Genomic DNA, 23,520 nt, shown 5'->3' with positions numbered 1-23,520 from the left:
CACTCTTTCGGAGTGCTCTCCAAATATTACATTGGGTTTATTAATTATTTGTCTTTCTTTGACAATACATGCGTCGTACGCCAGAACGTGTTTTTCACCTCCCTTGCCACCTCTTTCCAACTCGGCATACTTTTCAGAGAGCGTCGAACCGGGAAATCATAAAGCAGCAACAACAGGAAGAGGAAGATGCAGGCATAAGCCACCCAGCCATAAATCTGCTTGATGCTCACTTCCATCATCTGACTGATAAACTCTTCCATGTAATGACCGAGATTAAACGGATTGCTGCTGAAAGATACATGGTCGATTGCCGACCCGTAGCGTGCCAGGTTGTCAGGGACGTAATAAGCCAGTCCCTGTGCATAGACTGCACAACCTAATACGCCGCCGACTACCATGTGAAGCATATTGAACACGCTTAAACTCTGGAAAAAGTGCTGAAAGGTCATAATCTCTTCCAGGCAGACCATGAAAGTGGCGCTTAACACCGCATAGGCAAAACCGCGGCATATCGTCGGCATATAAAGCTGCGATATATGAATATCGGTGGAGAGCGTCAGATAGAAACCGACCAGATAGCCGATCAGTCCTATGAGGCCGATTATGATGAGGCGTACATAATTATACTGTCTGATGTGCATCCACCAATAAGAGAACAAGCAACCGGTTACTATGCCGATTATAGCAAACCAGTCTAGTTGTACGCTTACCAGTTCTTCATATTTCATCACCTCTTCATAAAAGACTTCCTCTAAAACGTGTTCGGTTGCGAGAAAAGCTTCCACCAATGTGACTAAACCCAACAAGGGTAAAAAGTAACGATAATTCCACATTTTAGGTTCAAGGAATGGGTGGCGGATAGTCATCATACGCCAGATGCAGAACCCTAAAGTGACAAAGATTGCTATTGTCAATTGGCAGATTACCGGACTGTTCCACCAGTCGTACCAGTCGCCGTAGTTGAAGAGGTAAGCTATCTCGGCCAATAAGGCTGCCCAAAGTGTCGCTCCCAGCCAGTCAATACCGAACAGGGGAAACCTGCGCATGAACCGGAAATGCTTCACACAAGTGAATTGTATCAGCAGGACTATCAGCATCAATCCTGCAATGAAAAGATTCATGTATGTCCAATGGTAATGATACATTAAATAAGTCGTTATCAAGTCCGACAACTGGATACTGCCCAGTACAATGATATGAAGCCAGGGAAAGAAAACGGTAAAATCCCGTTTGGGGGTCATCCACAACTGAATGTTGGACATACATTCAAAGGTTCCCTGAATCTTGCATATACCTTCGATGAAACATATCAGCCATAATAGCGGAAGGAAAGTAATATGCGGAGCAATCAGGTTGCAAAACAGCACTCCCAATGCCGCTGATGTAAGCAGCGTCTTATTCGTGAACCGGAACTTCATACGGAACAATAAAGGGAAATAGATGGCCATGCCTGCGAGATTGGCGTACAAGCACATCAATATATCCTCACGCATCAATGCCATGCCGCCAATCATCTGATTCAGGGCTCCCAAATACACGCCACCCGAAAGCTGGAAAGTGACGGCTATGAACAGGTAAATCCACGGTTGAATCTTCCGTGGCACAAAGCTACGGAACATAGGCATCACGAAAGGCCCATTTGAAACAGGTGCTCCCATACGTTAATATTTCACCTCACATTCTACGTTGAATCCGGCACGCAAGCGTTTTAAATCCTCCGGCTTGTTCCCTTTCAGACTGATACGGACGGGGATTCGTTGTTCCACTTTTACGAAGTTTCCCGTCGCATTGTCTTGCGGAATCATTGAGAACGCAGCTCCGGTAGCATCGGAAATGGATTCCACAGTCCCTTTGAAAGTAACATCCGGCACTGCATCGGCTGCCATATCTACCTCGGCGCCTTCCCTGATATTGGAAAGTTGGGTTTCTCGATAATTGGCGATTACCCACAGGTCGCTGTTGTCTACGATATCGACCATGGTCTGTCCCGGTTGTACCAATTGGCCTTCTAGAATCTCTTTCTTTCCGGTTGTACCGTCACACGGAGCGATGATGACCGTATACGAAAGATTCAGCCGGGCAAGTTCCAATGCTGCTTCTGCCAGGCGGACACCTGCTTCGTTTTGTCCTAGGCGGTGCGTCTGTTCATTTTTCACCAAAGAAGTGGATTGTCTGGCGCGTGACACTTGCTCGTAACGGGCTTTGGCTGCTTCATAAGCTGTATGTACATTATCATACTGTTGTTTTGTCACAGCATCTTCCTTCAATAACTTCTCAAAACGGTTCAGTTCACGTTTGGCATTCTCCATTTGTACGCGCACTTCTTCAATGCTTGCATCACTTACACTCAGATTGTTTTGGGTGGTGGCGATGCCGGCAGAGGTTGCTTGGCGTCCCGCAGTGGCATTTGCCAGGTCTGCTTCCGCCTGGGCTACACGAAGACGGAATTCAGCATCTTCAATGATAACGAGCGTATCCCCTTTGCGTACCTGCTGGTATTCTTCAAAGCATATCTTTTTGATAAAGCCCGGTACACGGGTATTGATAGGTGTGATATGCTGTTTCACTTGTGCATTGTCGGTATATTCGATATTTCCCAAATGAATGAACCGGGAACAAACATAAGTGGCACCACCAATGAGAAAACAAAGAATCAGAATGTTGTATATAATCTTTTGGGTTTTTCTGGCTATCATAATCTTGTTATATTTTTAAAGGGTATGTGTAATGTATTTCATTTTATAGTAACTGTAAATCACGTTGATGCGTGCATTGACTAGGTTCAGGTCAGCACTCAGCTTCATATTACTGGCATCGAGCATGTCTGTAAGCAGCGCAAGGTCGTTCTTATAGCGGTTGCTGGTCACACTGTAATTTTGGTCGGCAAGCTCCACGCTTTTCTCTTGCGTGCGAAGGTCTGTGAAAGAGGTCAGAAAGTTGACGTAATTGGCTTGGACACCATTCTCTATCTGTTCCTGTGCTAAAGAATATTCCTCTTGTGCCCTGCGTACATTCAGTTTGGCCTGGCGCACTTTCTTGTTGCTCTTGAATAAAGAAGAGAGGTTGTATTTGATTCCTATTCCTACATACCAGTAATTAAAGTTATTATCGAGTACCGGAACTTCAAGAGTGATAGGGCCGTCCAGATGCTCGGCGGCTACAAGCGCAATTTTAGGAAGTAACTCAGAACGTTCCAACTTCACCTTTTGCTCGTTCATTCTCACAGCTAGTAGGGCTTGTTGCAAACCTACATTACTCTGTGAAGCCAGCAGTTGCCAGTCATTTTCTGCCAGTGCCTTTACCTCTTCGTCCAGCAAAGTTGAGTCGGGGATAATTTCCGTTCCGGCAGGGAGATGCAGGGTCGTTACCAGTTGATGGTTCATGATTCTGCAGGCATCCTGTACCTTTGCCAGTTGCAGTTTCAATGTTTCCTTTTGTAATTCATAACGGGTGATGTCATTTTTCAGAGCTGTTCCCTGTGTACGCCGCGCTTCCATATTGCGAATCACTTGTTCTGTCAAATCAAGGTTCTTCTGCAATACTTGTACTTGATTATTCAACTTATATAAATCGAGGTAGTAGCCGGTCAGGAGAAAACGTATTTCCTGGCGGTTTTTCTGCCAGTCCAAAGCAGCCATTTGTTGCCCCAGTTCTGCCAGTGAAATGCTGCTGTTGATAGCTCCACCTGCATAGATGACTTGCTGTGCTTCCAGTGCAAAGTTATTGCCAAAATGAGGCATCGGAATGTTCTGCCCGTTCTTGAAGTCACGGTTCCACAAGTATCCGTCACCCAGATAACTGAAAGAAAGCGACGCGCCGATGTCCGGCAGACGTTGTGACTTGGCAGCTTTCAAGGCCTCGTCAGCAGCTTCCTTTCCGGTTTTATACGTTTGAATACTCTGACTGTTCTCGTCTGCCAGACGGAACATTTCGTTGATGCCCAAAACTTTCCTGTTAAGCGTTTGGGCAAATGAACCCTGGCTGCATAGTACTACGCATAGCGCTACTATGAGCCATCTTTTTTTGCTCATAAAATGAAAAGAAATTTAATTGATAATGATAAATATGCGCTCTTGTATCATGCCATTTCCGGTGAGGTGGCATTTCGCATCATGGCGAGTAGTTCTTCTGGAAATTATCAAATCTGTGCAGCTACACCCCAACCGTGGAAGTCATCCATTTTGTTTTTATAACGAGTGGCTATTTGATAATGCTTTAGTTTCATCTTGATACCTGCTTTTCTATTTTTGATTGGCAAAATTATGAAAAAAAACAGCTAAGTTGTGACCCTGTATATGCGTAAATATAGTGTTTTTTAACGAATCATTTTGGGGGATATCATGTAGAAGAAAAGAGGGGAAGATGTACAAGAATCATTGTAATCGGGTACATAAATACTGTATATGATGTACTTAACCTAATAGGAACAGGTACAACTTACAGGTGAAAAAAGTACTTATTAATGCGTCTGTCCTGTTCTGCGGTGGCTTCATTGACGCAACCTTTGTTTAATAAGGGCGTCAATATCGCTCAGTTGAAAATAGCGAAAGCGCAACAGGAAGAAGCCCGTCTCAGCTTTGAACAGACGTTGCTGAATGCAGGGGTGGAAGTAAACGAAGCATTGGTGCAGTATCAGATTGCCCGTGAGAAAGCAGCTTTCTATGACAAGCAGGTTGCTTCCCTGCAAACGGCTGCCCGGAGCACCAGTCTCTTGATGAAGCATGGCAGCACTACCTATCTGGAAGTATTGACGGCGCAGCAAACGCTGTTGAGTGCGCAGCTTTCACAAGTGGCGAATCGCTTCACCGAAATCCAAGGTGTGATTACTTTGTATCAGGCTTTGGGCAGTGGCAGAATGTCTATGAATGATATGCCAAGGAGATGAAACTTTTCTCAAAGTATTCTCACTGCGATGAGAATTTTTTTCTCATAGGGATGATTATTTTTTCTCATAGGGGTGAGAATACTCTCTTGTCTGCACATACTGGAACCATCATTACTCCCCTTATCAGACAATGTGCCGAGATTTATTTCTCTATAAAAGTATGAAGAGAATGTGCAGGAAGGCTAACATTCAAATAACGGCTACCGAGTTTCAGCGTTATTTCTTTGGTGTCTTCGTTGAAGTTTCCGACTATAACTACTTGTTTCTTTTGTGGAGTCATAACTACCATTACCGGTGTTTTCTTTTCTTTCGCAGGTTTGTAGGCTAGTATGCGGGAGCCGGGGGTTACGTAATGACTGTAATGCTTAACAGCATAATATTCGGGAGTATAAGTAGCGTTACATGTCTGTGAATCTACATGAATCAGTGAGTTTTGTTTCCATCCCCAGCCGCTGAAACCACCGTCGGATAGTATGGCATTCCAAAAAGTATATTCTTCACAACCATTCCCGAGGTAATGGCTCATCAAACTGAAAGTGTGTTCGGCAGCTTTCCAATCGAAAGCACCCCAGCCACACTCGCTCTCTGTCTGTACATATCTATATTGTGGATACTTGGCACGGAGTTTAGGCAGAATCTGTCCACCTTCCCATTGGAAACCGATGCCTTGTATCGTTTCCGGCATGCGAGGGTCGGAAAGAATCTGGTCGATAACATCGTAACGGTTGGTATTGATAGTTCCTAAGTATAATTTCACTTCGGGGTGTTGCTTTTTAAGAGTGGGGGCCAGATATTCTGTATTAAAACGGATGATACCTTCGGCAGTCCAGGCGCAACCGGGATAATTGGTGTAACTCCATGATTCATTCTGGAACATAACCATTGACACAGGGATATCTTGTTCTTTATAGGCATCGATGAATTTGCAGAAGTAGTTGGCGTAAGTTTGCAGATAGCGAGGGTCTTGAATGAAATAGTCATTCACAGTCAGTTGTTGCGGAAAGACTTTCGTGTCCTTTTCTTTGCTCTCTTCAAAGAGAGCTACGTCCGATAAAGGTGACATCTGATTTTGATTCCGGTCACTTCGTACAGAATAATAATGATTAATCTTCATCCATGTAGGCGGTGACCAGGGAGACACCCAAAAAGTCATGTCCGGGTTGTACTGTTGTGCTGCCTTGATAAAGGGAATCAGAGTCGTTTTGTCACGGTTGATATTGAAATGTTTCAACTGAAAATCGCCGGGAACTTCGTCACAACTGTACCAGTTGCGCGCATAGTCATTGGCATTCATGGAGAAACGTCCCATTGTGAATTTTAAATCTCCTTCGGGAGCAAATAGTTGTCGAAGGATAGTCTCTTGTTGTTTACGCGGAAGCATATTGAGCGCATCCCAACCTAATTCGTTAAAACACGTTCCCCATGCTTTGAAGACAGTACCTTCTTCCATGCCATTGACTTCGAGTAAAGGAGCTTGTCTGCTATTTGTCTGTAACTTGACTTTGGTCTGCTTCCAAATGTTCTTTTCCGTACTGCTGATCCATTCGAAGGACTGGGCATACACATCGTTTATTGACAATACCATTGCCAAACCGCTAAACAGGGCAGTTCTTTTTAGAATGTTTTTCATGTTCTTATTGATATGTCTTATTCATTATTTGATTCGTCACAAAGATAGATAAGAAAGAGAATACAGGGGAACATAAATGTAACAGATACTGCAACAAATGTATCAATAGATGCAGAAATATTCCTTTATAAAAGAACAGGAAGTTTGTATTTGTTGTATATACGAGTAGTTTTGGAATCCGAACGGTAGAATAAGTGATAAAGCCGCATAAAAAAAGACACGGTAGATATTCGATTCCGTGTCTTTTTTAGTTTTATGTCAATGCAGTGTCTTTATGCATTCAGTGCCTGTTCGATATCTGCGATAATATCATCCGCATTTTCGATACCTACCGACAGACGAATCAAGTCCGGGCGTACTCCTGCTTCCATAAGTTGTTCGTCCGACAACTGGCGGTGAGTATGGCTTGCCGGATGAAGCACACAACTGCGTGCATCCGCTACGTGAGTGACGATGGCGATGAATTCCAGTGAATCCATAAACTTGATAGATACGTCGCGTCCGCCTTTCAGACCGAAGGAGATAACTCCGCAAGAACCGTTCGGCATATATTTCTGTGCTAAAGCGTAATATTTATTATCCGGCAGTCCGCAGTAGTTTACCCAGGCTACTTTCTCGTTTTTGGATAGATATTCGGCCACTTTCTGTGCGTTGCCGCAATGTTGGGGCATACGTAAGTGAAGCGTTTCAAGTCCCAGATTCAGTAAGAAAGCGTTTTGCGGGCTTTGGATGCTGCCGAGGTCACGCATCAACTGTGCCGTAGCTTTAGTGATATAAGCACCTTTACCGAATGCTTTTGTATATGTCAGTCCGTGATAAGACTCGTCTGGCGTGCAAAGTCCGGGGAATTTATCGGCATGGGCGTCCCAGTCGAAGTTACCGCTGTCTACGATACAGCCGCCTACGCTGGTAGCGTGTCCGTCCATATATTTGGTAGTGGAGTGAACAGCGATGTCCGCTCCCCATTCGAACGGGTGGCAATTGATTGGAGTCGGGAAAGTATTGTCCACAATCAAGGGGACACCGTGGCTGTGGGCGATACGGGCAAACTTCTCAATATCCAGCACTTCGAGGGAAGGATTGGAGATTGTTTCGCCGAACAATGCCTTCGTATTCGGACGGAAAGCTGCGGAAATTTCTTCTTCGCTGGCATCCGGATTGACGAAAGTTACGTCAATGCCAAGTTTCTTCATTGTCACTCCGAACAGGTTGAAAGTGCCACCGTAGATAGCGGAAGAGCAAACGAAATGGTCACCTGCCTGGCAGATATTGAAGATAGCGTAGAAGTTGGCAGCCTGACCGCTGGAAGTCAGCATGGCGGCCACACCACCTTCAAGGGCGGCAATCTTGGCTGCAACGGCGTCATTCGTAGGGTTTTGCAGGCGGGTATAGAAGTAACCGCTGTCTTCCAAATCGAAAAGACGTGCCATTTGCTCGCTGGTGTCGTATTTGAAAGTTGTACTTTGATAAATGGGCAACACGCGTGGTTCGCCCTTTTTAGGCGTCCAGCCTGCTTGTACACACAGGGTTTCGGGCTTGAATTGTTTTGCCATAATGATATCGGGTTTTATGTTTTTATTGCCAAAAAAAGTTTTAACGGGGCAAAAGTAGGGAAAATAATTGTATTTTTGCTCCGTTTAAGAGTGAAATGATACTCTTGAGAAGGAGATAGTTAGTGTAGATATGAAAAATAAACTCTGTATTCTTTTATTTTTAGCTTTTCTTTTTTCGGGTACGGCTCTTTGGGCGCAGCAGAAAGCAACTCCGAAGTCAGGTGAGGGGATATCTTCTTTCCTGTTGAGGCACAACCGCTCTCCGAAGAAGTATTACGATGACTTTATCGAACTGAACAAGAAGAAACTGGGAAAGAATAATGTGTTGAAAGTAGGCGTTACTTATGTCATTCCCCCGGCAAAGAAATCATCGGGGATTCCTGCCGGGAATACAGAGGCTAAGAATACAACAGCTAAAAGTGCAGGAATCCAACAGAAATCTTCCAAAGTCAAAGCGACTAAAATAGGAACCACTATCAAAGAACCTTTGTTCGGAAAAGAACTGGCAAATGTCAAGGTCACTTCCAACCGTCTTGCAGGTGCTTGCTTTTATGTCGTCAGTGGGCATGGCGGACCCGACCCCGGAGCTATCGGACGGGTAGGGAAGCACGAACTTCACGAAGACGAATATGCTTATGACATCGCCCTTCGTCTGGCACGCAACCTAATGCAGGAAGGGGCGGAAGTCCATATCATCATCCAGGATGCCAAAGACGGTATCCGTGACGACTCGTACCTGCCAAACAGCAAACGTGAGACTTGCATGGGCGATGCGATTCCGTTGAACCAGGTGCAGCGCCTTCAGCAACGTTGCAACAAGATAAATGCCTTTTATCAGAAAGACCGTAAGAATTACTCCTACTGCCGGGCAATCTTCATCCATATAGACAGCCGTAGCAAAGGAAAGCAGACTGATGTCTTTTTCTATTATTCGAACAGGAAAGCCGATAGCAAACGCTTGGCGAATAACATGAAAGATACATTCGAATCGAAGTACGGAAAGCATCAGCCGAACCGGGGATTCTCAGGAACAGTGAGCGGACGTAATTTATATGTGCTTTCACATACTACTCCCGCTTCCGTTTTCGTAGAGCTGGGCAATATCCAGAATACCTTCGACCAGCGTCGTCTGGTGATAAACTCCAACCGTCAGGCATTGGCTAAGTGGCTGATGGAAGGCTTTCTGAAAGATTATAAAGAGAGAAAATAGACATTAAGACATCTTTTTCGTGAACAAAACCGAAATCAGAATGTTTTATATATGCAAATCGCCTGATAGCTGCTTGTAGGGATGCGAATATATACGAGTCAGTGAATATGCCTCTCCGGCATAACAGGAAGATTGTATAGTAGTTTTGTCGTGTTTTATTTTGTGTTTGTGTTGTGACGGTGCTGCGATGTGAATCGGGGTGCCGTTTTCATGTATGTAACAGAAAGTATTTGTTGAAACAACTGAATGATTGTTGCGTTAAAAAGAGTAAGCACGAAGCCATAATTTGTTTCGGCTTCGTGCTTACTCTTTACTTATATATTGCAATCAGGCAATATTATTTCCATTCACTGTGCTGTTCCAACATCGGGTTGGTGTCAATCTCACTTTGCGGGATAGGCCATACCAGATCTTGTGCTCCACGCAGATTACCACGTTCTACGGCTCCGAAGCCATAGAATGACTTGTCTTCCTGCATGCGTTTCTGAGCATTCTCAAAATCGTTCCAGCGATAAAGGTCGGCAAAACGTAAATCTTCAAAGGCAAGTTCTACACGGCGTTCGTGGCGTACAATGGCGCGTAGCTCTTCTTGTTTTAGGTTTTCTCCTTCTGCTTGTTCTACGGCAGGCATGCCTACGCGGGCACGGACTTCGTTGATGTGCTTGGTCACTTCCGCTTGAGAGTAACCGCCTTTTTCAATCATGGCTTCAGAGAGTGACAATAGCACCTCTGCATAACGGATGACGTAGAAATCCAGGCTACCGTCATACTCGTTTGCCGTATTTTCGGGAGTATACCATTTGCGGATACAGCATGTGGAGCTGGCCGGTAAGTTATTAGTGTACAACTTTCCGTTCCATTCCATTCCCGGAAGCATCAATGTTGCCTTCATGCGAGGGTCGCGGTTTTCATAACGTCCCATATCCGGATTCTCTTTTGTATGGGCTCCTTTGGCAAGACTACCCTTGAATAAAGGGGACTCGTCAATAGGTAATCCATCCGTGCAATAAAAATCATCGCATAAATTCATCGAACCTTCGATGGCATTCATCGGAGCAGACCAGCAAATTCCAAAGGAATTGCCTTCGCCCAGGCCCGGACCTTTATAGTGAACACTTAGTAATACTTCACTGGCTGTTTCATTGGCTTCCTTGAATAAGTCTGCAAAGTTGGCTGCATAGTCACTGCCGTCACCTGATTTGAAAAGTTGAACCTTGCCAATCACATTGTTATAGGCAGTTATCGCTTCGTCCCAATGTTGATTGAAGAGGGCTATTCGTCCCATAATGGCGTAAGCCGCTTCTTGAGTCAGACGTCCTGTCTGTGCTTTTCCTATCACGGGGATTTTAGGAATCCATAATTTCAGGTCTTCCAGTAAAGAAGAGATAATCTGACTACGTTCCGTTTTGGGCGCTTGGGCTTCTGACAGGGTGAGAGGTTTGGTCAGATAGGGTACATCGCGGAACACGGAAGTCAGATTGCAATACATCAGGGCGCGCAATGCTATTGCTTCTGCTTTGTATGCTTCTATCTTTTCCTGTTCCATCGGGATGCGTTCTACGTTTTCCACTAACATATTGCAACGCTTGATTACTTCATAATTAGCATTCCAGTACATTGAGAAGCATTCATCGGTGGTAGCCGAAGTACATTGCGAAATGGAACTTCCTAACATCCAGTTGCCCCATGTGTGGTCGCCATTGTCTGTGCTGGTTTCACGTCCGAGGAATCCGAATTTCCAGCCGTCAATGTTGTCGTCATACAAGTTTTGGCTTTGCATGGCGTCATAGCAAGCGGTCAGTGCCATCAATGCATCCGATTCAGTTTGCCAATAGGTCGTTTGGGAAGGCTGGTTCGGAGAATCTGTCTGTAGGAAACTGTCCGAACATGCGCCGGCAGACAGTAACATTCCGGATAATAATAAAGCTCTGCATATATTTTTTGTATTCTTAATCATAATATGTATCCTCCTTGTAATTAGAATTGAATGTTTAATCCAAATGAATAAGTACGCATATTGGGATGTACGTCATTTCTTGTATCACCCGATGACTTTTCCGGATCCCAGTTCTTCAACGGTGTGAACGTCAATAGATTGCTTCCGGCAAAGTAAACACGGATGCTGGAAATACCAACTTTGGCAAGTTCGGTTTGACGGAAAGTATAGCCGAATTCCAGATTCTTCAGACGCAGGTAATCCGATTTTTCAAGCCAGAATGAAGAATAAGAATCGTTCATGGTGTTGCCTAGTGCGGGCATAGGAGCATTTATGTTGTCAGCCGAATAACGGTTCACCCAACGGTTGGTAAGGTTACCGCGAATGTCGGTAGAAGTCTCCCAACTGTAACGGTAGATACCACCCACTCCCTGCCAGAAAGTAGACAAGTCGAAGTTTTTCCATGATGCACCCAGATTGAAACTATAAGAGTATTTCGGGAACGGATTGCCTATAATATCGCGATCTTCGGGAGTAATGTTACCATCATCATCCAGGTCGGCATACATGATATCGCCCAATTTGGGAGCGACACCGTTTTGTTTGATTACTTCACCTTTTGAGTTGGTACGTTGCAAGTCGGCTTCCGTACGATAGATACCTATTGCTTTATATCCGAAATAGGCACCGATAGGATTGCCTATACGGTTGATTGTATTGCCGTTGATTGTTTCTTCCAAACCGCCCATTTCGAGAATCTTATTCTTTACATGCGATAGGTTGAAACCTGCATACCAACTCCAATCGCCTTTGCTATCCGTGTAGTTCACATTCCATTCCCAGCCGCGGTTGCGTACTGCTCCTACGTTCTGATAAGGCGCTGAGAGAGAGCCCAGGAAAATGCCGGGCATAGCCAACTGCATCAGAATATCGGAAGTTTTTTTGTCAAACCATTCGAAGGAGGTCTGTATTCTGTTGTTGAAGAATCCAAGGTCGATAGCGACGTTTACAGAACGGGTCGTTTCCCATTTAATGTTTTCATTGGGGACGGATGTCTGTACCATACCCGCCTGCTTGTTTGCACCTTGGTCGAAGAAATAATTTCCGCTTGCACCCAAAGTAGCCGCATAAGCGTAGTTGCCGATTTCCTGATTACCCAATTTACCCCATGACAGACGTAACTTTCCGAGAGAGAAGTTCCTGTAATCTTTCATAAAACCTTCGTTTGAGAATACCCATCCGGCAGACAATGAAGGGAATGTGGCATAACGATTGGCTTTAGGCATACGTGAGGAACCGTCATGACGAATATTGAATTCGAATAAATACCGGTCGTCATAACTATAGTTTACACGACCGAAGAATGATTGAAGCTTATATTCTTCTGATTCTCCTGTTGCTCCCGGATTGATTGTACCTCCTTTGAGCTCATAAATATTCTCGGTTGGGAACCCTTGTATGGAGGCTGTTGTTTTGTAAAAACGTGAACCGATGACCGAATGTCCCAACAGCACATTGATGCTGTGCTTGTCGAATTGCTTGTTATAAGTCAGCAGGTTTTCGTTTGTCCATGTTGCGTTGCGATACCAATAATCCTCTTCCTTATTAGTCTCTCCTGCTGCTTTTACGGTGTTTCCGTCCGCATCATAGCGAGCAGGAGATTTTGGGGTGTAAGACTTAGTCGCATTCAGGTCGAAAGCATAAGCGAGGCTTGTCTGGAACTTCAATCCGTCCCACAGTTCAATACCGGCAAACGCCTTGCCGTTGAAACGCCAATATTCGTTGCTGCGATGACCTAAGGACATTAACTCTACGGGGTTTTTTACCATTTCAGCGTTCATTGACGAACCGTCTACATAGCCATAATGTCCGTTGGAGTACATCACCGGTACGGTTGGACGGGTGAACCAGGATACGAAACGCATGATACCGCCTTCGCCCGAAGGAGCAACAGCAGGAGCTGTCACGTTGTTTTTGTTACCGGACAAGTTCAGTCCGAATGTGAAACGTTTGTAGCGTGTGTCAAGGTTCGAACGGAAAGAGAAGCGTTCTACTCCTGTTTTCATCATGATACCTTCTTGGTTGGAGTACGCCACTGAAGTCATGAAGTGTGTGTTTTCACTACCTCCCGACACTGATAAATGGTGTTGGTGCATGCTGGCATTGCGTAGCACTGCGTCCAGCCAATTGGTGTTTGCATAATGGTCGGGATCCGAACCGTCTTTCAGCTTTTGTAGAGCTTCCGGTGAGAAAGTGTCAGGGTTCACTTCGTTTCTCATCAAAGCCCAGTTATAACTGTCTACATAGTCGGGAACGATGCCCGGAGTCTGTAGTGTATAGCTTCCCGAGTAGGATACTTTTACTCTGCTGGAAGCTTGTCCGCGCTTGGTGGTAATCAATATCACACCATTGGCGGCACGTACACCGTAGATAGCCGCTGATGCTGCATCTTTCAATACGGAGATATTGTCGATATCCGCAGAGGGGATTTCGGATATTTGTGAAAGGCTGCCCTCTACGCCGTCAATTAATACCATCGGATTGTTGTTTCCAAAAGTACCGATACCACGAATTCTTATTTCCGGATTGTCATTGCCGGCTTGTGCGCCGTTCTGAGTCAGCACCAACCCCGGCAGACGGCCTTGCAGCAAAGTAGCTGTGTTGGCCACCGGAATATCTTGAATATCTTTGGCGGATACAGAAGCTACAGAACCGGTTAGATTCACTTTCTTTTGGGTTGCATATCCCACCACGACTACTTCGTCAAGTTTTTTGGAGTCTTCTTCCAAAGTTATTTTAAAATCGTTTTTGTTTCCTACGGGAAGAATTACGTCTTTATATCCCAAAAAACTAACGACCAACGTTTGTGAAGGTTGTACTTTCAACTGAAAAGCACCGTCTATATCGGTTATAATTCCTTGTGTTGTACCTTGAATCACTACACTGGCTCCGATGATAGGTTCGCCGGCTGCATCGTACACTTTACCTGTCACTGTGCGTTCCTGTGCATATGCTGTAAGAGATAACAGCATGAGGACGCCTGCTAAAAACATACGTAAAAAATTTCGCTTTTGTCCATTCATAATTTTAAATTTAACTAAGTTAATAGGTTCTTTGTTGTATAATACTGATGTTTTCATAACTAAAAGATGTCAGTGTGTTTTTATTTCCATTGATAATGGCGTACCCAGTCTACTTCCATCTCTACGGGTAAATCGGCTGGATCTACTGTGCCAACCCAAGTTCCTCCTAATTGCATGTCGATTAGCAAATATTGAGGAATATTGAAAGGAAATTGTCCTTCCTGTTCGGTTTCAATTCGGGGGTAAACAAAATTGCGCTTTCCGTTGACATGGAACACCAGACTGTCCGGCCAGAAATCCACTCCATATACATTGAATTCCTCGGGATTAATGGGAATAGTACTTCCGTGTTTCGGGTTGTTTTCTATTCCTAATGTATAGGTATAGTGCGAGTGTACGGTTTGGTAGACAATAGAGTCATGGTTCAGACGTTCCATGATGTCCACTTCTCCTCCCATAGGCCATGAGTATTTATCTGTTTCATAAGGCAATGTCCATATGGCAGGCCATGCTCCTTTTGCCCCATGCAGCCTGGCGCGCACTTCGATGCGTCCTCCGTGGAAAGCATGCTTGCCTTTCGTCCACAATCCTCCGGTCAGGTACTTGGCGGTGTCTGTTTTAGTGTTGTCATTGATAATACCTTTTAAGATAAGAAGACCGTCACGCATTTCATAACAACGGTCGTCCGATGACTGGGTGTTTTGCCAGTCTGGTTTGCCGCGGGGGATACGGCTCCAAATAGCAGTGTCGGGTTCTGTTCCATTAAAATTGTCTTCCCACACCAGTTCCCAGTTAGGGGTATGAGTACAAGAAAACATACTACATACCGAGAATAATAAAAGTATAACCTTTTTCATACGTTTTAATTTGGGTTCACAGAATTTACTTTAAATAATTAACATGCAAACGTATTTTTTTTCTTTTGTAAATGACTCAGAAATCGTATAATTCAAGTCAAATCTTGTCTAATTGAGACGATTTCAGTGCTTTTTTTAAAAAAATCCCCCTTTTTTTATGAATACTTGATGAAAAAGATGAGGAACAGATTCTTAATGATAAGAAAAAAAGTATTTTTGCAGAAAATGAAATTACAATGTATCGTGCCTTAATCATACTATTATTTCTGTTGACAGAGGTAAAACTACTTTCTTCTGAACACAGTGTTAATTATTCATTCACTCAACTTTCCATTGAGCAAGGACTTTCTCAAACTACTGCCCAATCTATCTTGTTGGACCATAAAGGTACTCTGTGGGTAGGTACCAAAAGTGGATTGAATAGCTATACCCAGGAAGGGATAAAAACTTACTTGCATCACTCGGGGGATCCTTATTCTCTCCCAGGTAACTATATCAATCATCTGGCTGAGGATTCTTTAGGGAATTTTTGGATAGCGACTTCAAAGGGACTAGCTCTGTATGATGATGAACAAGACCGGTTTAATATTGTTAACACCTCCATTATCTATTCATCTGTAGAAGTTGAAGGTGGAATATGGTTTGGTAGCGAGAATGCTATTCATTGCTATGATTATATAAGTAAAAAATTGAAAACAATTCATATCGGAAAAGAAGAAGGCAAAGATATTAATCTGGTGGATTACAGGATTCAGAAAATGCTTTATTTCGAAGATGGCAAGATTCTGATAGGCACTCGGAAGAAAGGAATCTATTTATATGACTGCCGCATCAGGCAATTTACCCTGTTGATACCAAGCAGTCAGAATCTGTTGACATCGTTATATGTAACAGCAAACCGACACATTTACGTTGCTTTTTATGGCGATGGATTCTACTGCTATGACCGGACAGGAAGAATGAAGGAACATTATACGAAAGAAAACTCCGGGTTAAGAAACAATTATGTGCTGGATATGGCAGAATATAATGGTAGCATATGGTTGGCAACAGATGGAGGTGGAATCAATTTATTTACTCCCCGGACCTTTCAGTTTTCGCAATTGCAACACATAGTGGGGGACTATTCTTCTTTGCCGGTCAATTCCATTACCTTGTTGTACAAAGACATGAAAGGCGATTTATGGGCGGGAAGTGTGCGCGGTGGGATATTTAGTATAAAAGAAACGTATATAAAAACATATAAAGAGGCAATTCTGAACAGTACCCACGGACTCAGTGAGGAATCAGTGATTAGCCTTTATGAAGAAAAGGACGGCAAAGTATGGATTGGAACGGATGGTGGAGGAATCAATCTATATGATCCGTCTACTGACAAGTTTACCCATTTTCCTTCTACTTATGGTGATAAGGTTGTTTCTATCGCCGAAGTATCTGAAACTGAACTGATGGTGTCTTTATATACCAAAGGAATTTTCCTATTCAATAAGAAAACACATAAATACCGACCTTTCACTATCGTTGATGAAGAGACTAATAAGAAAGAATGTTTTTATGGTTATCTTCCTTTAGCTAATCAGGTGGCGGACGGTAAGATATATATTATCAGTTGCGGCACTTACGTATACCATACGCATGACGGTACATTTTCGAGGATGCAAACTGACCGTGATTATGATTTTTCCAATGATGCACTTTGTCTGTCGTACTCCAATGATAGATTCTCCCTGTTAAAGTGTGCTCACCAGGCTTTTTGGGTTGATCAGAAAAGTGATAGTATCCGGCTGTTGTTTGAATTGGAGAAAGATGAAATGATTACTTCTATGTCCTACGACAACAATCGTATGATATGGACCAGTACCAACAAAGGACTTGGATTTTTTGACCTGGAAAGTCAAAAGTATCATCGTATCCGTACCAGACTTTTCAATAGTATTTCCTTCCTTATTGCTGACGGAAAGGGGCGTTTGTGGATTTGTGCCCAAAATCATTTATATTCTTATATCATTAAAGAGAATAGATTCATTCTTTGGAACAGTTCGGATGGTTTCCCGCCTAACGAAATCTTGTTTGCATACCAAAAACAGTCTAGTAGGGATTATATTTATTTAGGAGGTTCGGAAGGGTTAGTTAAAATTAATACGGATATTCCATCTACCGAAACTCAAATACCGGAAATATATCTGTCCGAAATCCTTTTTAATGGTAGTCCTTCTTTGAAGAGAGTAAAGGAAAACACCATAGAGATACCGTGGAATTATAATTCGCTTTCTGTTCACTTCCGCATCAGGAACAGGGATGTGTTTCAGAAATACTTATTACAATATACTATTGAAGGCAGGGGTAAACAGTCGATTGAAACCTACGATCCGGTATTGAATTTATCTTCCTTGTCGGCAGGTAATTATTCAATATGGGTTTCGTGTAATACAAAGAATGGAAATCGAACCCCGTCTAAACAATTAATACATATTATCGTCACTCCTCCTTGGTATAAAACAGTCTGGTTTATTAGTACGGTTGCCGTTTTGTTTATTGCTATGACGGCAGGTATCGGTTACATTAATTACCGTCGGAAAGAACGCAATATGAAAGGTAATGTGAACCACTTCTTGCAAGCTGTATTAAATGATATGCTTAGTAGCAAAGAAGAGAAACAGAGGAGTGAAGAGGATAATCTTTTGGAGCCTTCGTTGTCTGATGTCACATTAAAAGAAGTGGATGATAATCGGATGGAGGAAATAGAGCAGCAAACTCCAAAGAAAAACAGTAAGGAAGATGAAGACTTCATTAATAAACTTAACACACTTATCAATGAGAATATGGCAGGTGGAGAACTTTCTATCAAATTCCTGACGGACAATATGGCTATGAGCAGAGCTTCTTTATATAATAAGGTGAAGTTGCTGACTGGTTTGGGAGTTAATGATTATATTAATCGGTTGCGTATTGAGAGATCTGTTTTTCTGCTTACAAATACTAATATGAACATTAATGAAATATCCTATGAAGTAGGTTTCTCTTATCCCCGATATTTTAGCACTTCCTTTAAACAAGTTAAAGGAATGACGCCTACCCGGTTTAAGGAAGAGAATAAGAAGAACTGATTGCTGTTTTGTGTTATGTTCGTTTGTCTGAATAAAGAGGATGGTTATCGTTTTTTTTGTTAAAATCCCGTTCCTGCCTTATTTTCTTTAAACTTTCGTGAACAAAATCCTGATTCGTCTGTTTTTAATTATGCAAATCGCCTGATAAAGCTTCTTATGGGTATGCGAATATAGATAAGCCAAGCAAGATATGCCTCCCCGGCATAACAGGAAGATTGCATAGTAGTTTTGTCGTGTTTTATTTTGTGTTTGTGTTGTGACGGTACTGCGATGTGAATCGAGGTGCCGTTTTTTATTACAGATAGGTATAACCGGAGATTATCCGGTATAATAAAATACTGTGAACCAGTTTGATGAAAAATGGTTTCCTTTGTAGAGTTATAAACAGAGTAATAAATTCAGTATCACTAAAATCTAGTAATTTATGTTCAACGAAAAAAGAAGCAGTATGTTGCACGGTGTCTTGTTGATAGCATTGTTTTCTTGTGCGGCATTTTACATTGGTGAGATGTCTTTCGTGAGAAGTCTCTCTTTCAGTCCGATGATTGTAGGTATCATTTTGGGTATGCTTTATGCTAACAGCTTGCGGAATCATCTTCCCGAGACTTGGGTGCCGGGCATACAGTTCTGTTCGAAAAAGATTCTGCGTATAGGTATTATTCTGTATGGTTTCAGACTGACTTTTCAGGATGTGCTGGCTATCGGATTGCCTGCAATGTTGATTGATGTTATTATTGTGGTGGTGACTATCTGTGGTGGTATTTATATCGGCAAATTATTGAAAATGGACAGGGGCATTGCGTTGCTCACTTCTATCAACTCTTTTGATTTGCTGCCTGCTCAGTTGGTTGAGGGAATCAATACGCTGGATACTTTTCTGTTGACAATGGCTATGACTGCACTTGGGACGGAAACAAGCATTGACAAGTTCAGGAAAGCGGGAGCGAAACCTTTTGTTCTTGCGCTTCTTCTTTTTATTTGGCTGGTAGTAGGTGGTTATTTCCTGGTGAAGTATCTCACTCCTTATTTAATGTAATGAAAAACGGGCTTACGTAGATTCTCAGAATGACATTCTTCAGAATTTGTGTAAGTCCGTTTTGGGTGGTGGTACTTTGACAAGTACCTATCTGGTTGTTATAAGGGCATATTTCCATGCTTCTTGGGCGGATTCGTCTGCATCTTGTTTTCTGTCATTTCCAATGCTTGAATCAGACGTTTACGGGTTTGTCTCGGATAGATGATTTCATCGATGAATCCCAGTTCGGCAGCCTGATACGGAGTGGCGAACTTTTCCTTGTAAGCTTCCAGCTCTTTAGCTTTGGTTTCTGCGTCTGCCTTGCGGAACAGGATATTTACCGCACCTTCCGCACCCATTACTGCGATTTCCGCACTTGGATAGGCAAAGTTTACGTCCGCTCCTGTCTGTTTGGAATTCATCACGATATATGCGCCGCCATAAGCTTTACGGGTGATAACGGTCAATTTGGGAACGGTAGCTTCTGCAAATGCATAAACGATTTTCGCGCCGTGGCGGATGATACCGTTGTTTTCCTGCGTGTATCCCGGAAGGAATCCCGGAACATCTTCGAAAGTAATCAACGGGATGTTGAAACAGTCGCAGAAACGGATGAAACGGCTCGCCTTGTCGCTGGCATCAATATCGAGCACTCCGGCAAGGTAGGCAGGCTGATTGGCGACGATACCTACCGAACGACCTGCCAGTCGTGCAAAACCGATGAGGATATTCTTGGCAAAGTTGGGCATAACTTCAAAGAAATAGCTGTTGTCCACCACTCGCTCAATGATATCTTTCATATCATAAGGAACATTCGGGTCTGCCGGAACGATAGTGTCCAAAGCGGCGTCTTCACGGTTGGTTTCATCCGTACAGTTCTGCTTTTTAGTTTCATCCATATTATTCTGTGGCAGGAACGAAAGCAGTTCGCGGATGCTCATCAACAGTTCTTCTTCGGTGTTGCACATAAAATGAGTCACTCCGCTTTTGCTGCTGTGAGTCATGGCTCCACCCAGTTCTTCCTTGCTTACTTCCTCGTGGATAACGGTCTTCACTACGTCGGGCCCCGTCACAAACATGTGGCTCTTTTCTTTCACCATAAAGATAAAGTCCGTGAGGGCGGGAGAGTAGCAGGCACCACCGGCACAGGGACCGAGAATGGCAGAGATTTGAGGAATCACACCGCTTGCCATTGTGTTCTGATAGAAAATGTCCGCATACCCTGAAAGGCTCTCGATACCTTCTTGTATACGTGCACCGCCTGAATCGTTCAATGCGATAATCGGAGCGCCGTTCTTTAAAGCCAACTGTTGCACCTTCACAATCTTTTTCGCGTTGGAAGCGGAAAGTGAACCGCCGTAAACGGTGAAGTCATAGGCGTAAACGAATACCTGGCGACCGTCAATCTTTCCGTAACCGGATACGATGCCATCTCCCGGAATCTTGTTCTTATCCATGCCGTAGTTGGTGCAACGGTGAACCATTAGCTTGTCCAATTCGACAAATGTCCCTTTATCGAGCAACATTCCGATACGTTCGCGGGCAGTCATCTTGCCGCTTTCGTGTTGCTTCTCTATCTTCTCGACGCCCCCGCCGAGGGAAGCGATGCGGTCACGTTCCTGGAACGTGGCATATGTTTTGTCTATTTCTTCCATGATGCAATCCGTTTTTTTAGTGTTATGCAATCGGTTCTAATGTTATTAATGTCTGGTCACCGGTAATGTTATCACCTTCCTGAACCAGGATTTCTTTGATACGGCAATCCGAAGTCACTTTATAGTTGCTCTGCATCTTCATGGCTTCGATAACGATAGCAGTGTCTCCCGCTTTTACTTCCTGTCCTGCCGTTACGGGGATTTTTACTACTTTGCCCGGCATGGGGGAAGTGATGCGGTCGTTCTGTTCGTCCTCGCCTTTCTTGCGCATACGCAGGTATTTCGCCTGGCTGTCTACGATTTCAACATTGAAACTGCTGTAATGCGTATTCACTTTATAGCTTTTCCCATTCTCTTTGCGGATGAGTTGCGCGTTTGCGCTACGACCGTCCATAAGGATGTTGCAGGTTCCGTTTTCCGCCATTACCACGTCCGCTTCAAACGACTTTCCATCAATAGTAAGTACTACTTTATTATTTTCTTTGCTGACCAGTTCCACTTCGGCCACCCGGTCACCTATATGAATTTCCATAATTAACTGCTTTTCTTAATTAGATACGAAGTACGCCTTTATGCAATCCGAATTCTTTCCATTTACTGATAGGACGGTTGTCGGTGGCGTCGCCGCTGTTCTCTTCAAGATTCATCAGATAATCCATGTAGGCGGCAATCAACGCAATATTCTCGGCACGTTCGCTGGTTCGCATGATGCACTGACGCAGGTATTCACCGTTCTTGGCGATGAATCCGGTATCATAATGTCCTTCTACGAAATCGGGCGTATCCATAATGGCACGCAGGTAACTGATATTATTCTTGACTCCCGTCAGCTTGTATTCGTGCAGCACGCGGCGCATCCGTTCAATAGCATATTCGCGGTTGGTAGCCCATACTATCAGTTTGCCAATCATCGGGTCATAATAAATCGGAATCTCGTATCCTTCGTACACATAACTGTCGATACGCACTCCGATACCGTTCGGCTCTGTAATCTGCCTGATAATTCCCGGGCTCGGCATGAAATTCATTTCCGTATCCTCAGCACAGATACGGCATTCGATAGCGTGTCCGCGCTGCTTGATATCTTCCTGTTTCAGTTGGAGAACCTGTCCGTCGGCTACCTTTATCTGCTCTTTTACGAGGTCTACGCCGATAACTTCTTCTGTGATGGGGTGTTCCACTTGCAGGCGGGTGTTCATTTCGAGGAAGTAATAGTTGCGGTGTTTGTCCACCAGGAACTCGATAGTTCCCGCACCGATATAATTGACGGCTTTTGCGGCAGCCACCGCCTTTTCTCCCATATCTTTCCGCAATTCCGGAGTGACGAACACCGAAGGAGTTTCTTCCACGATCTTCTGATTGCGGCGTTGCACGGAACATTCGCGTTCGCAAAGATGAATCACGTTTCCATGCTTGTCACCTAGAATCTGAAACTCGATGTGATGAGGCTCTTCCACGAACTTCTCCAGATAAACCGTATCGTCACTGAAAGAAGAAAGAGATTCGCTTTTGGCAGTTGTATAGGCCTCTTCCACTTCTTCCGCGCTGTGGATAAGGCGCATCCCTTTTCCACCGCCACCCATAGAGGCTTTCAGCATCACCGGATAACCGATTTTATTGCAAAGCTCCACGGCTTCAGACACACTTTTCAGGTTTTCTTGTGTGCCGGGCACAACGGGCACTCCGGCTTCAATCATCTTGATGCGGGCGGAAATCTTGTCGCCCATTGCTTCCATTGTTTCCGGATTGGGACCGATAAAAATTATGCCTTCTTCCTGGCAGCGTCGTGCAAAAGCCGCATTCTCGGACAGGAAGCCATATCCCGGATGAATGGCGTCTGCGTGGTTCGCTTTCGCCACTTCGATGATTTTTTCTATATTCAGATAACTCTCTTTAGATGCGGCGGGACCTATACAATATGCTTCGTCTGCGTAGAGCACATGTTTTGCAGTCCGGTCTGCCTCGGAAAATATCGCGATACTCGTTATTCCCATCTCCCGGCAGGAGCGCATCACCCTCACGGCTATCTCACCGCGATTGGCTACTAAGATTCTTTTTATCATACTTTTCTAAATTAAGTACATACTTTGTCTTCCCACTTTAGCGGACATACTCCACCTGATGAAAACACTGTATTTTCCTGATTTGGGGCTTAACAAACGATGTTCTTTCTCCTAATCCACGAGGCGGAAGAACGTTTTACGTGAAGTGGCAGGTCTTCTGACTGACTCTTGTCTTATTTGCCTTCCCGATAGGATATCAGTGGCGTCATATTAGTTTTGTTTTATAAGACATTGAACAGAGTTTCACAGCAGCGGGACTGTCCGGGATTTGCACCCGATTCCCTATTAATCGTTGTCCGTTGGCTACGGATTCCGAACCATTTCGGCGGCAAAGATAAATAAATTTTGAATAGAGTGTTCTCTTTTTGCACGAAAGTTGCTTTTATGTGCAATGGTCGGCTGTCCGGATATTAGAAACGGAAGACGGTAAATGCAAATGGATTTAATAGTTAAGAGCCTGTTTAAATTTTCCTGAGATTATGTTAGATAGGCTTTACCGACCAGTTTTTATTCGTCACATAGTCTC

The 23,520-nt window shown here is 43.9% G+C and carries 14 protein-coding genes, 1 pseudogene and 1 riboswitch; of the genes and pseudogenes, 4 read left to right on the top strand and 11 right to left on the bottom strand.

Translation table 11 applies throughout. From position 1 onward, the window contains the following. Positions 1–44: 44 nt before the first annotated feature. The 3 genes from NSB03_RS14520 to NSB03_RS14510 are packed head-to-tail and all read right to left on the bottom strand — an operon-like array spanning position 45 to position 4,031. Entirely contained in the window at positions 45–1,658 is a 1,614-nt protein-coding gene (locus NSB03_RS14520; protein ID WP_257466464.1) for a hypothetical protein, read from the bottom strand. Positions 1,659–1,661: 3 nt separating this feature from the next. Further along, positions 1,662–2,696, bottom strand: a complete 1,035-nt coding sequence (locus NSB03_RS14515) for an HlyD family secretion protein (RefSeq protein ID WP_024987855.1) — start codon at positions 2,694–2,696, stop codon at positions 1,662–1,664. A gap of 15 nt (positions 2,697–2,711) precedes the next feature. Then, complete coding sequence (locus NSB03_RS14510; protein ID WP_257466463.1) at positions 2,712–4,031, bottom strand: TolC family protein; 1,320 nt, start codon at positions 4,029–4,031, stop codon at positions 2,712–2,714. A gap of 446 nt (positions 4,032–4,477) precedes the next feature. Between NSB03_RS14510 and NSB03_RS14505 the strand changes: the two are divergent. After that, positions 4,478–4,885: pseudogene (locus NSB03_RS14505) on the top strand (TolC family protein); the annotation flags it as partial. Positions 4,886–5,027: 142 nt separating this feature from the next. Here the strand turns inward: NSB03_RS14505 and NSB03_RS14500 are convergent. Beyond that, positions 5,028–6,515, bottom strand: coding sequence for a glycoside hydrolase family 30 protein (locus NSB03_RS14500; protein WP_257466462.1), 1,488 nt, complete (start codon positions 6,513–6,515; stop codon positions 5,028–5,030). Positions 6,516–6,787: 272 nt separating this feature from the next. Next, complete coding sequence (locus NSB03_RS14495; RefSeq protein ID WP_121766836.1) at positions 6,788–8,068, bottom strand: O-acetylhomoserine aminocarboxypropyltransferase/cysteine synthase family protein; 1,281 nt, start codon at positions 8,066–8,068, stop codon at positions 6,788–6,790. A gap of 130 nt (positions 8,069–8,198) precedes the next feature. Between NSB03_RS14495 and NSB03_RS14490 the strand changes: the two genes are divergently transcribed. Next, positions 8,199–9,278, top strand: a complete 1,080-nt coding sequence (locus tag NSB03_RS14490; RefSeq protein ID WP_257466461.1) for an N-acetylmuramoyl-L-alanine amidase family protein — start codon at positions 8,199–8,201, stop codon at positions 9,276–9,278. Between the two features lie 337 nt (positions 9,279–9,615). Here the strand turns inward: NSB03_RS14490 and NSB03_RS14485 are convergent, their stop codons facing one another. The 3 genes from NSB03_RS14485 to NSB03_RS14475 all read right to left on the bottom strand — a co-directional run bounded on the left by NSB03_RS14485 (position 9,616) and on the right by NSB03_RS14475 (position 15,154). Further along, entirely contained in the window at positions 9,616–11,235 is a 1,620-nt protein-coding gene (locus NSB03_RS14485; RefSeq protein WP_024987853.1) for a RagB/SusD family nutrient uptake outer membrane protein, read from the bottom strand. A gap of 20 nt (positions 11,236–11,255) precedes the next feature. Then, complete coding sequence (locus NSB03_RS14480) at positions 11,256–14,297, bottom strand: SusC/RagA family TonB-linked outer membrane protein (RefSeq protein ID WP_135038580.1); 3,042 nt, start codon at positions 14,295–14,297, stop codon at positions 11,256–11,258. Positions 14,298–14,377: 80 nt separating this feature from the next. After that, positions 14,378–15,154, bottom strand: coding sequence for a glycoside hydrolase family 16 protein (locus NSB03_RS14475; RefSeq protein ID WP_024987852.1), 777 nt, complete (start codon positions 15,152–15,154; stop codon positions 14,378–14,380). Between the two features lie 236 nt (positions 15,155–15,390). On the opposite strand from NSB03_RS14475, the gene NSB03_RS14470 reads away from it, so the two are divergent. Together NSB03_RS14470 and NSB03_RS14465 are read left to right on the top strand one after the other, a co-directional pair. Next, entirely contained in the window at positions 15,391–18,261 is a 2,871-nt protein-coding gene (locus NSB03_RS14470) for a two-component regulator propeller domain-containing protein (RefSeq protein ID WP_257466460.1), read from the top strand. Between the two features lie 424 nt (positions 18,262–18,685). Continuing rightward, a complete protein-coding gene (locus NSB03_RS14465) occupies positions 18,686–19,297 on the top strand; it encodes a putative sulfate exporter family transporter (RefSeq protein ID WP_024987851.1) in 612 nt (203 codons plus the stop codon). Between the two features lie 98 nt (positions 19,298–19,395). Here the strand turns inward: NSB03_RS14465 and NSB03_RS14460 are convergent, their stop codons facing one another. From NSB03_RS14460 to accC, 3 genes are read right to left on the bottom strand one after another with little or no spacing between them, the layout of a single operon-like run. Then, positions 19,396–20,931, bottom strand: coding sequence for an acyl-CoA carboxylase subunit beta (locus NSB03_RS14460; RefSeq protein ID WP_024987850.1), 1,536 nt, complete (start codon positions 20,929–20,931; stop codon positions 19,396–19,398). 22 nt (positions 20,932–20,953) lie between these two features. Then, positions 20,954–21,463 (bottom strand): acyl-CoA carboxylase biotin carboxyl carrier protein subunit, encoded by a 510-nt coding sequence (locus NSB03_RS14455; RefSeq protein WP_024987849.1) that lies wholly within the window; start codon positions 21,461–21,463, stop codon positions 20,954–20,956. A 19-nt stretch (positions 21,464–21,482) separates the two neighbouring features. Next, complete coding sequence (gene accC, locus NSB03_RS14450) at positions 21,483–22,994, bottom strand: acetyl-CoA carboxylase biotin carboxylase subunit (protein ID WP_257466459.1); 1,512 nt, start codon at positions 22,992–22,994, stop codon at positions 21,483–21,485. 130 nt (positions 22,995–23,124) lie between these two features. Then, positions 23,125–23,331: riboswitch (cobalamin riboswitch) on the bottom strand. Positions 23,332–23,520: the final 189 nt, after the last annotated feature.

Origin of the sequence: Bacteroides acidifaciens (genome assembly GCF_024623065.1) — a bacterium.
Taxonomy (GTDB): Bacteria; Bacteroidota; Bacteroidia; order Bacteroidales; family Bacteroidaceae; genus Bacteroides; species Bacteroides acidifaciens.
Note: the sequence above shows the minus strand (reverse complement) of the source record. Positions and strands in the feature narration are given on the sequence as shown.

What these genes read in the sequence shown, in the direction of transcription:
- NSB03_RS14495 (WP_121766836.1), bottom strand. Translation starts at nt 8,068, where the DNA reads ATGGCAAAACAATTCAAGCCCGAAACCCTGTGTGTACAAGCAGGCTGG.
- NSB03_RS14475 (WP_024987852.1), bottom strand. Translation starts at nt 15,154, where the DNA reads ATGAAAAAGGTTATACTTTTATTATTCTCGGTATGTAGTATGTTTTCT.
- NSB03_RS14460 (WP_024987850.1), bottom strand. Translation starts at nt 20,931, where the DNA reads ATGGAAGAAATAGACAAAACATATGCCACGTTCCAGGAACGTGACCGC.
- NSB03_RS14470 (WP_257466460.1), top strand. Translation starts at nt 15,391, where the DNA reads ATGTATCGTGCCTTAATCATACTATTATTTCTGTTGACAGAGGTAAAA.
- NSB03_RS14500 (WP_257466462.1), bottom strand. Translation starts at nt 6,515, where the DNA reads ATGAAAAACATTCTAAAAAGAACTGCCCTGTTTAGCGGTTTGGCAATG.
- NSB03_RS14490 (WP_257466461.1), top strand. Translation starts at nt 8,199, where the DNA reads ATGAAAAATAAACTCTGTATTCTTTTATTTTTAGCTTTTCTTTTTTCG.
- NSB03_RS14520 (WP_257466464.1), bottom strand. Translation starts at nt 1,658, where the DNA reads ATGGGAGCACCTGTTTCAAATGGGCCTTTCGTGATGCCTATGTTCCGT.
- NSB03_RS14515 (WP_024987855.1), bottom strand. Translation starts at nt 2,696, where the DNA reads ATGATAGCCAGAAAAACCCAAAAGATTATATACAACATTCTGATTCTT.
- NSB03_RS14465 (WP_024987851.1), top strand. Translation starts at nt 18,686, where the DNA reads ATGTTCAACGAAAAAAGAAGCAGTATGTTGCACGGTGTCTTGTTGATA.
- accC (WP_257466459.1), bottom strand. Translation starts at nt 22,994, where the DNA reads ATGATAAAAAGAATCTTAGTAGCCAATCGCGGTGAGATAGCCGTGAGG.
- NSB03_RS14510 (WP_257466463.1), bottom strand. Translation starts at nt 4,031, where the DNA reads ATGAGCAAAAAAAGATGGCTCATAGTAGCGCTATGCGTAGTACTATGC.
- NSB03_RS14455 (WP_024987849.1), bottom strand. Translation starts at nt 21,463, where the DNA reads ATGGAAATTCATATAGGTGACCGGGTGGCCGAAGTGGAACTGGTCAGC.
- NSB03_RS14480 (WP_135038580.1), bottom strand. Translation starts at nt 14,297, where the DNA reads ATGAATGGACAAAAGCGAAATTTTTTACGTATGTTTTTAGCAGGCGTC.
- NSB03_RS14485 (WP_024987853.1), bottom strand. Translation starts at nt 11,235, where the DNA reads ATGATTAAGAATACAAAAAATATATGCAGAGCTTTATTATTATCCGGA.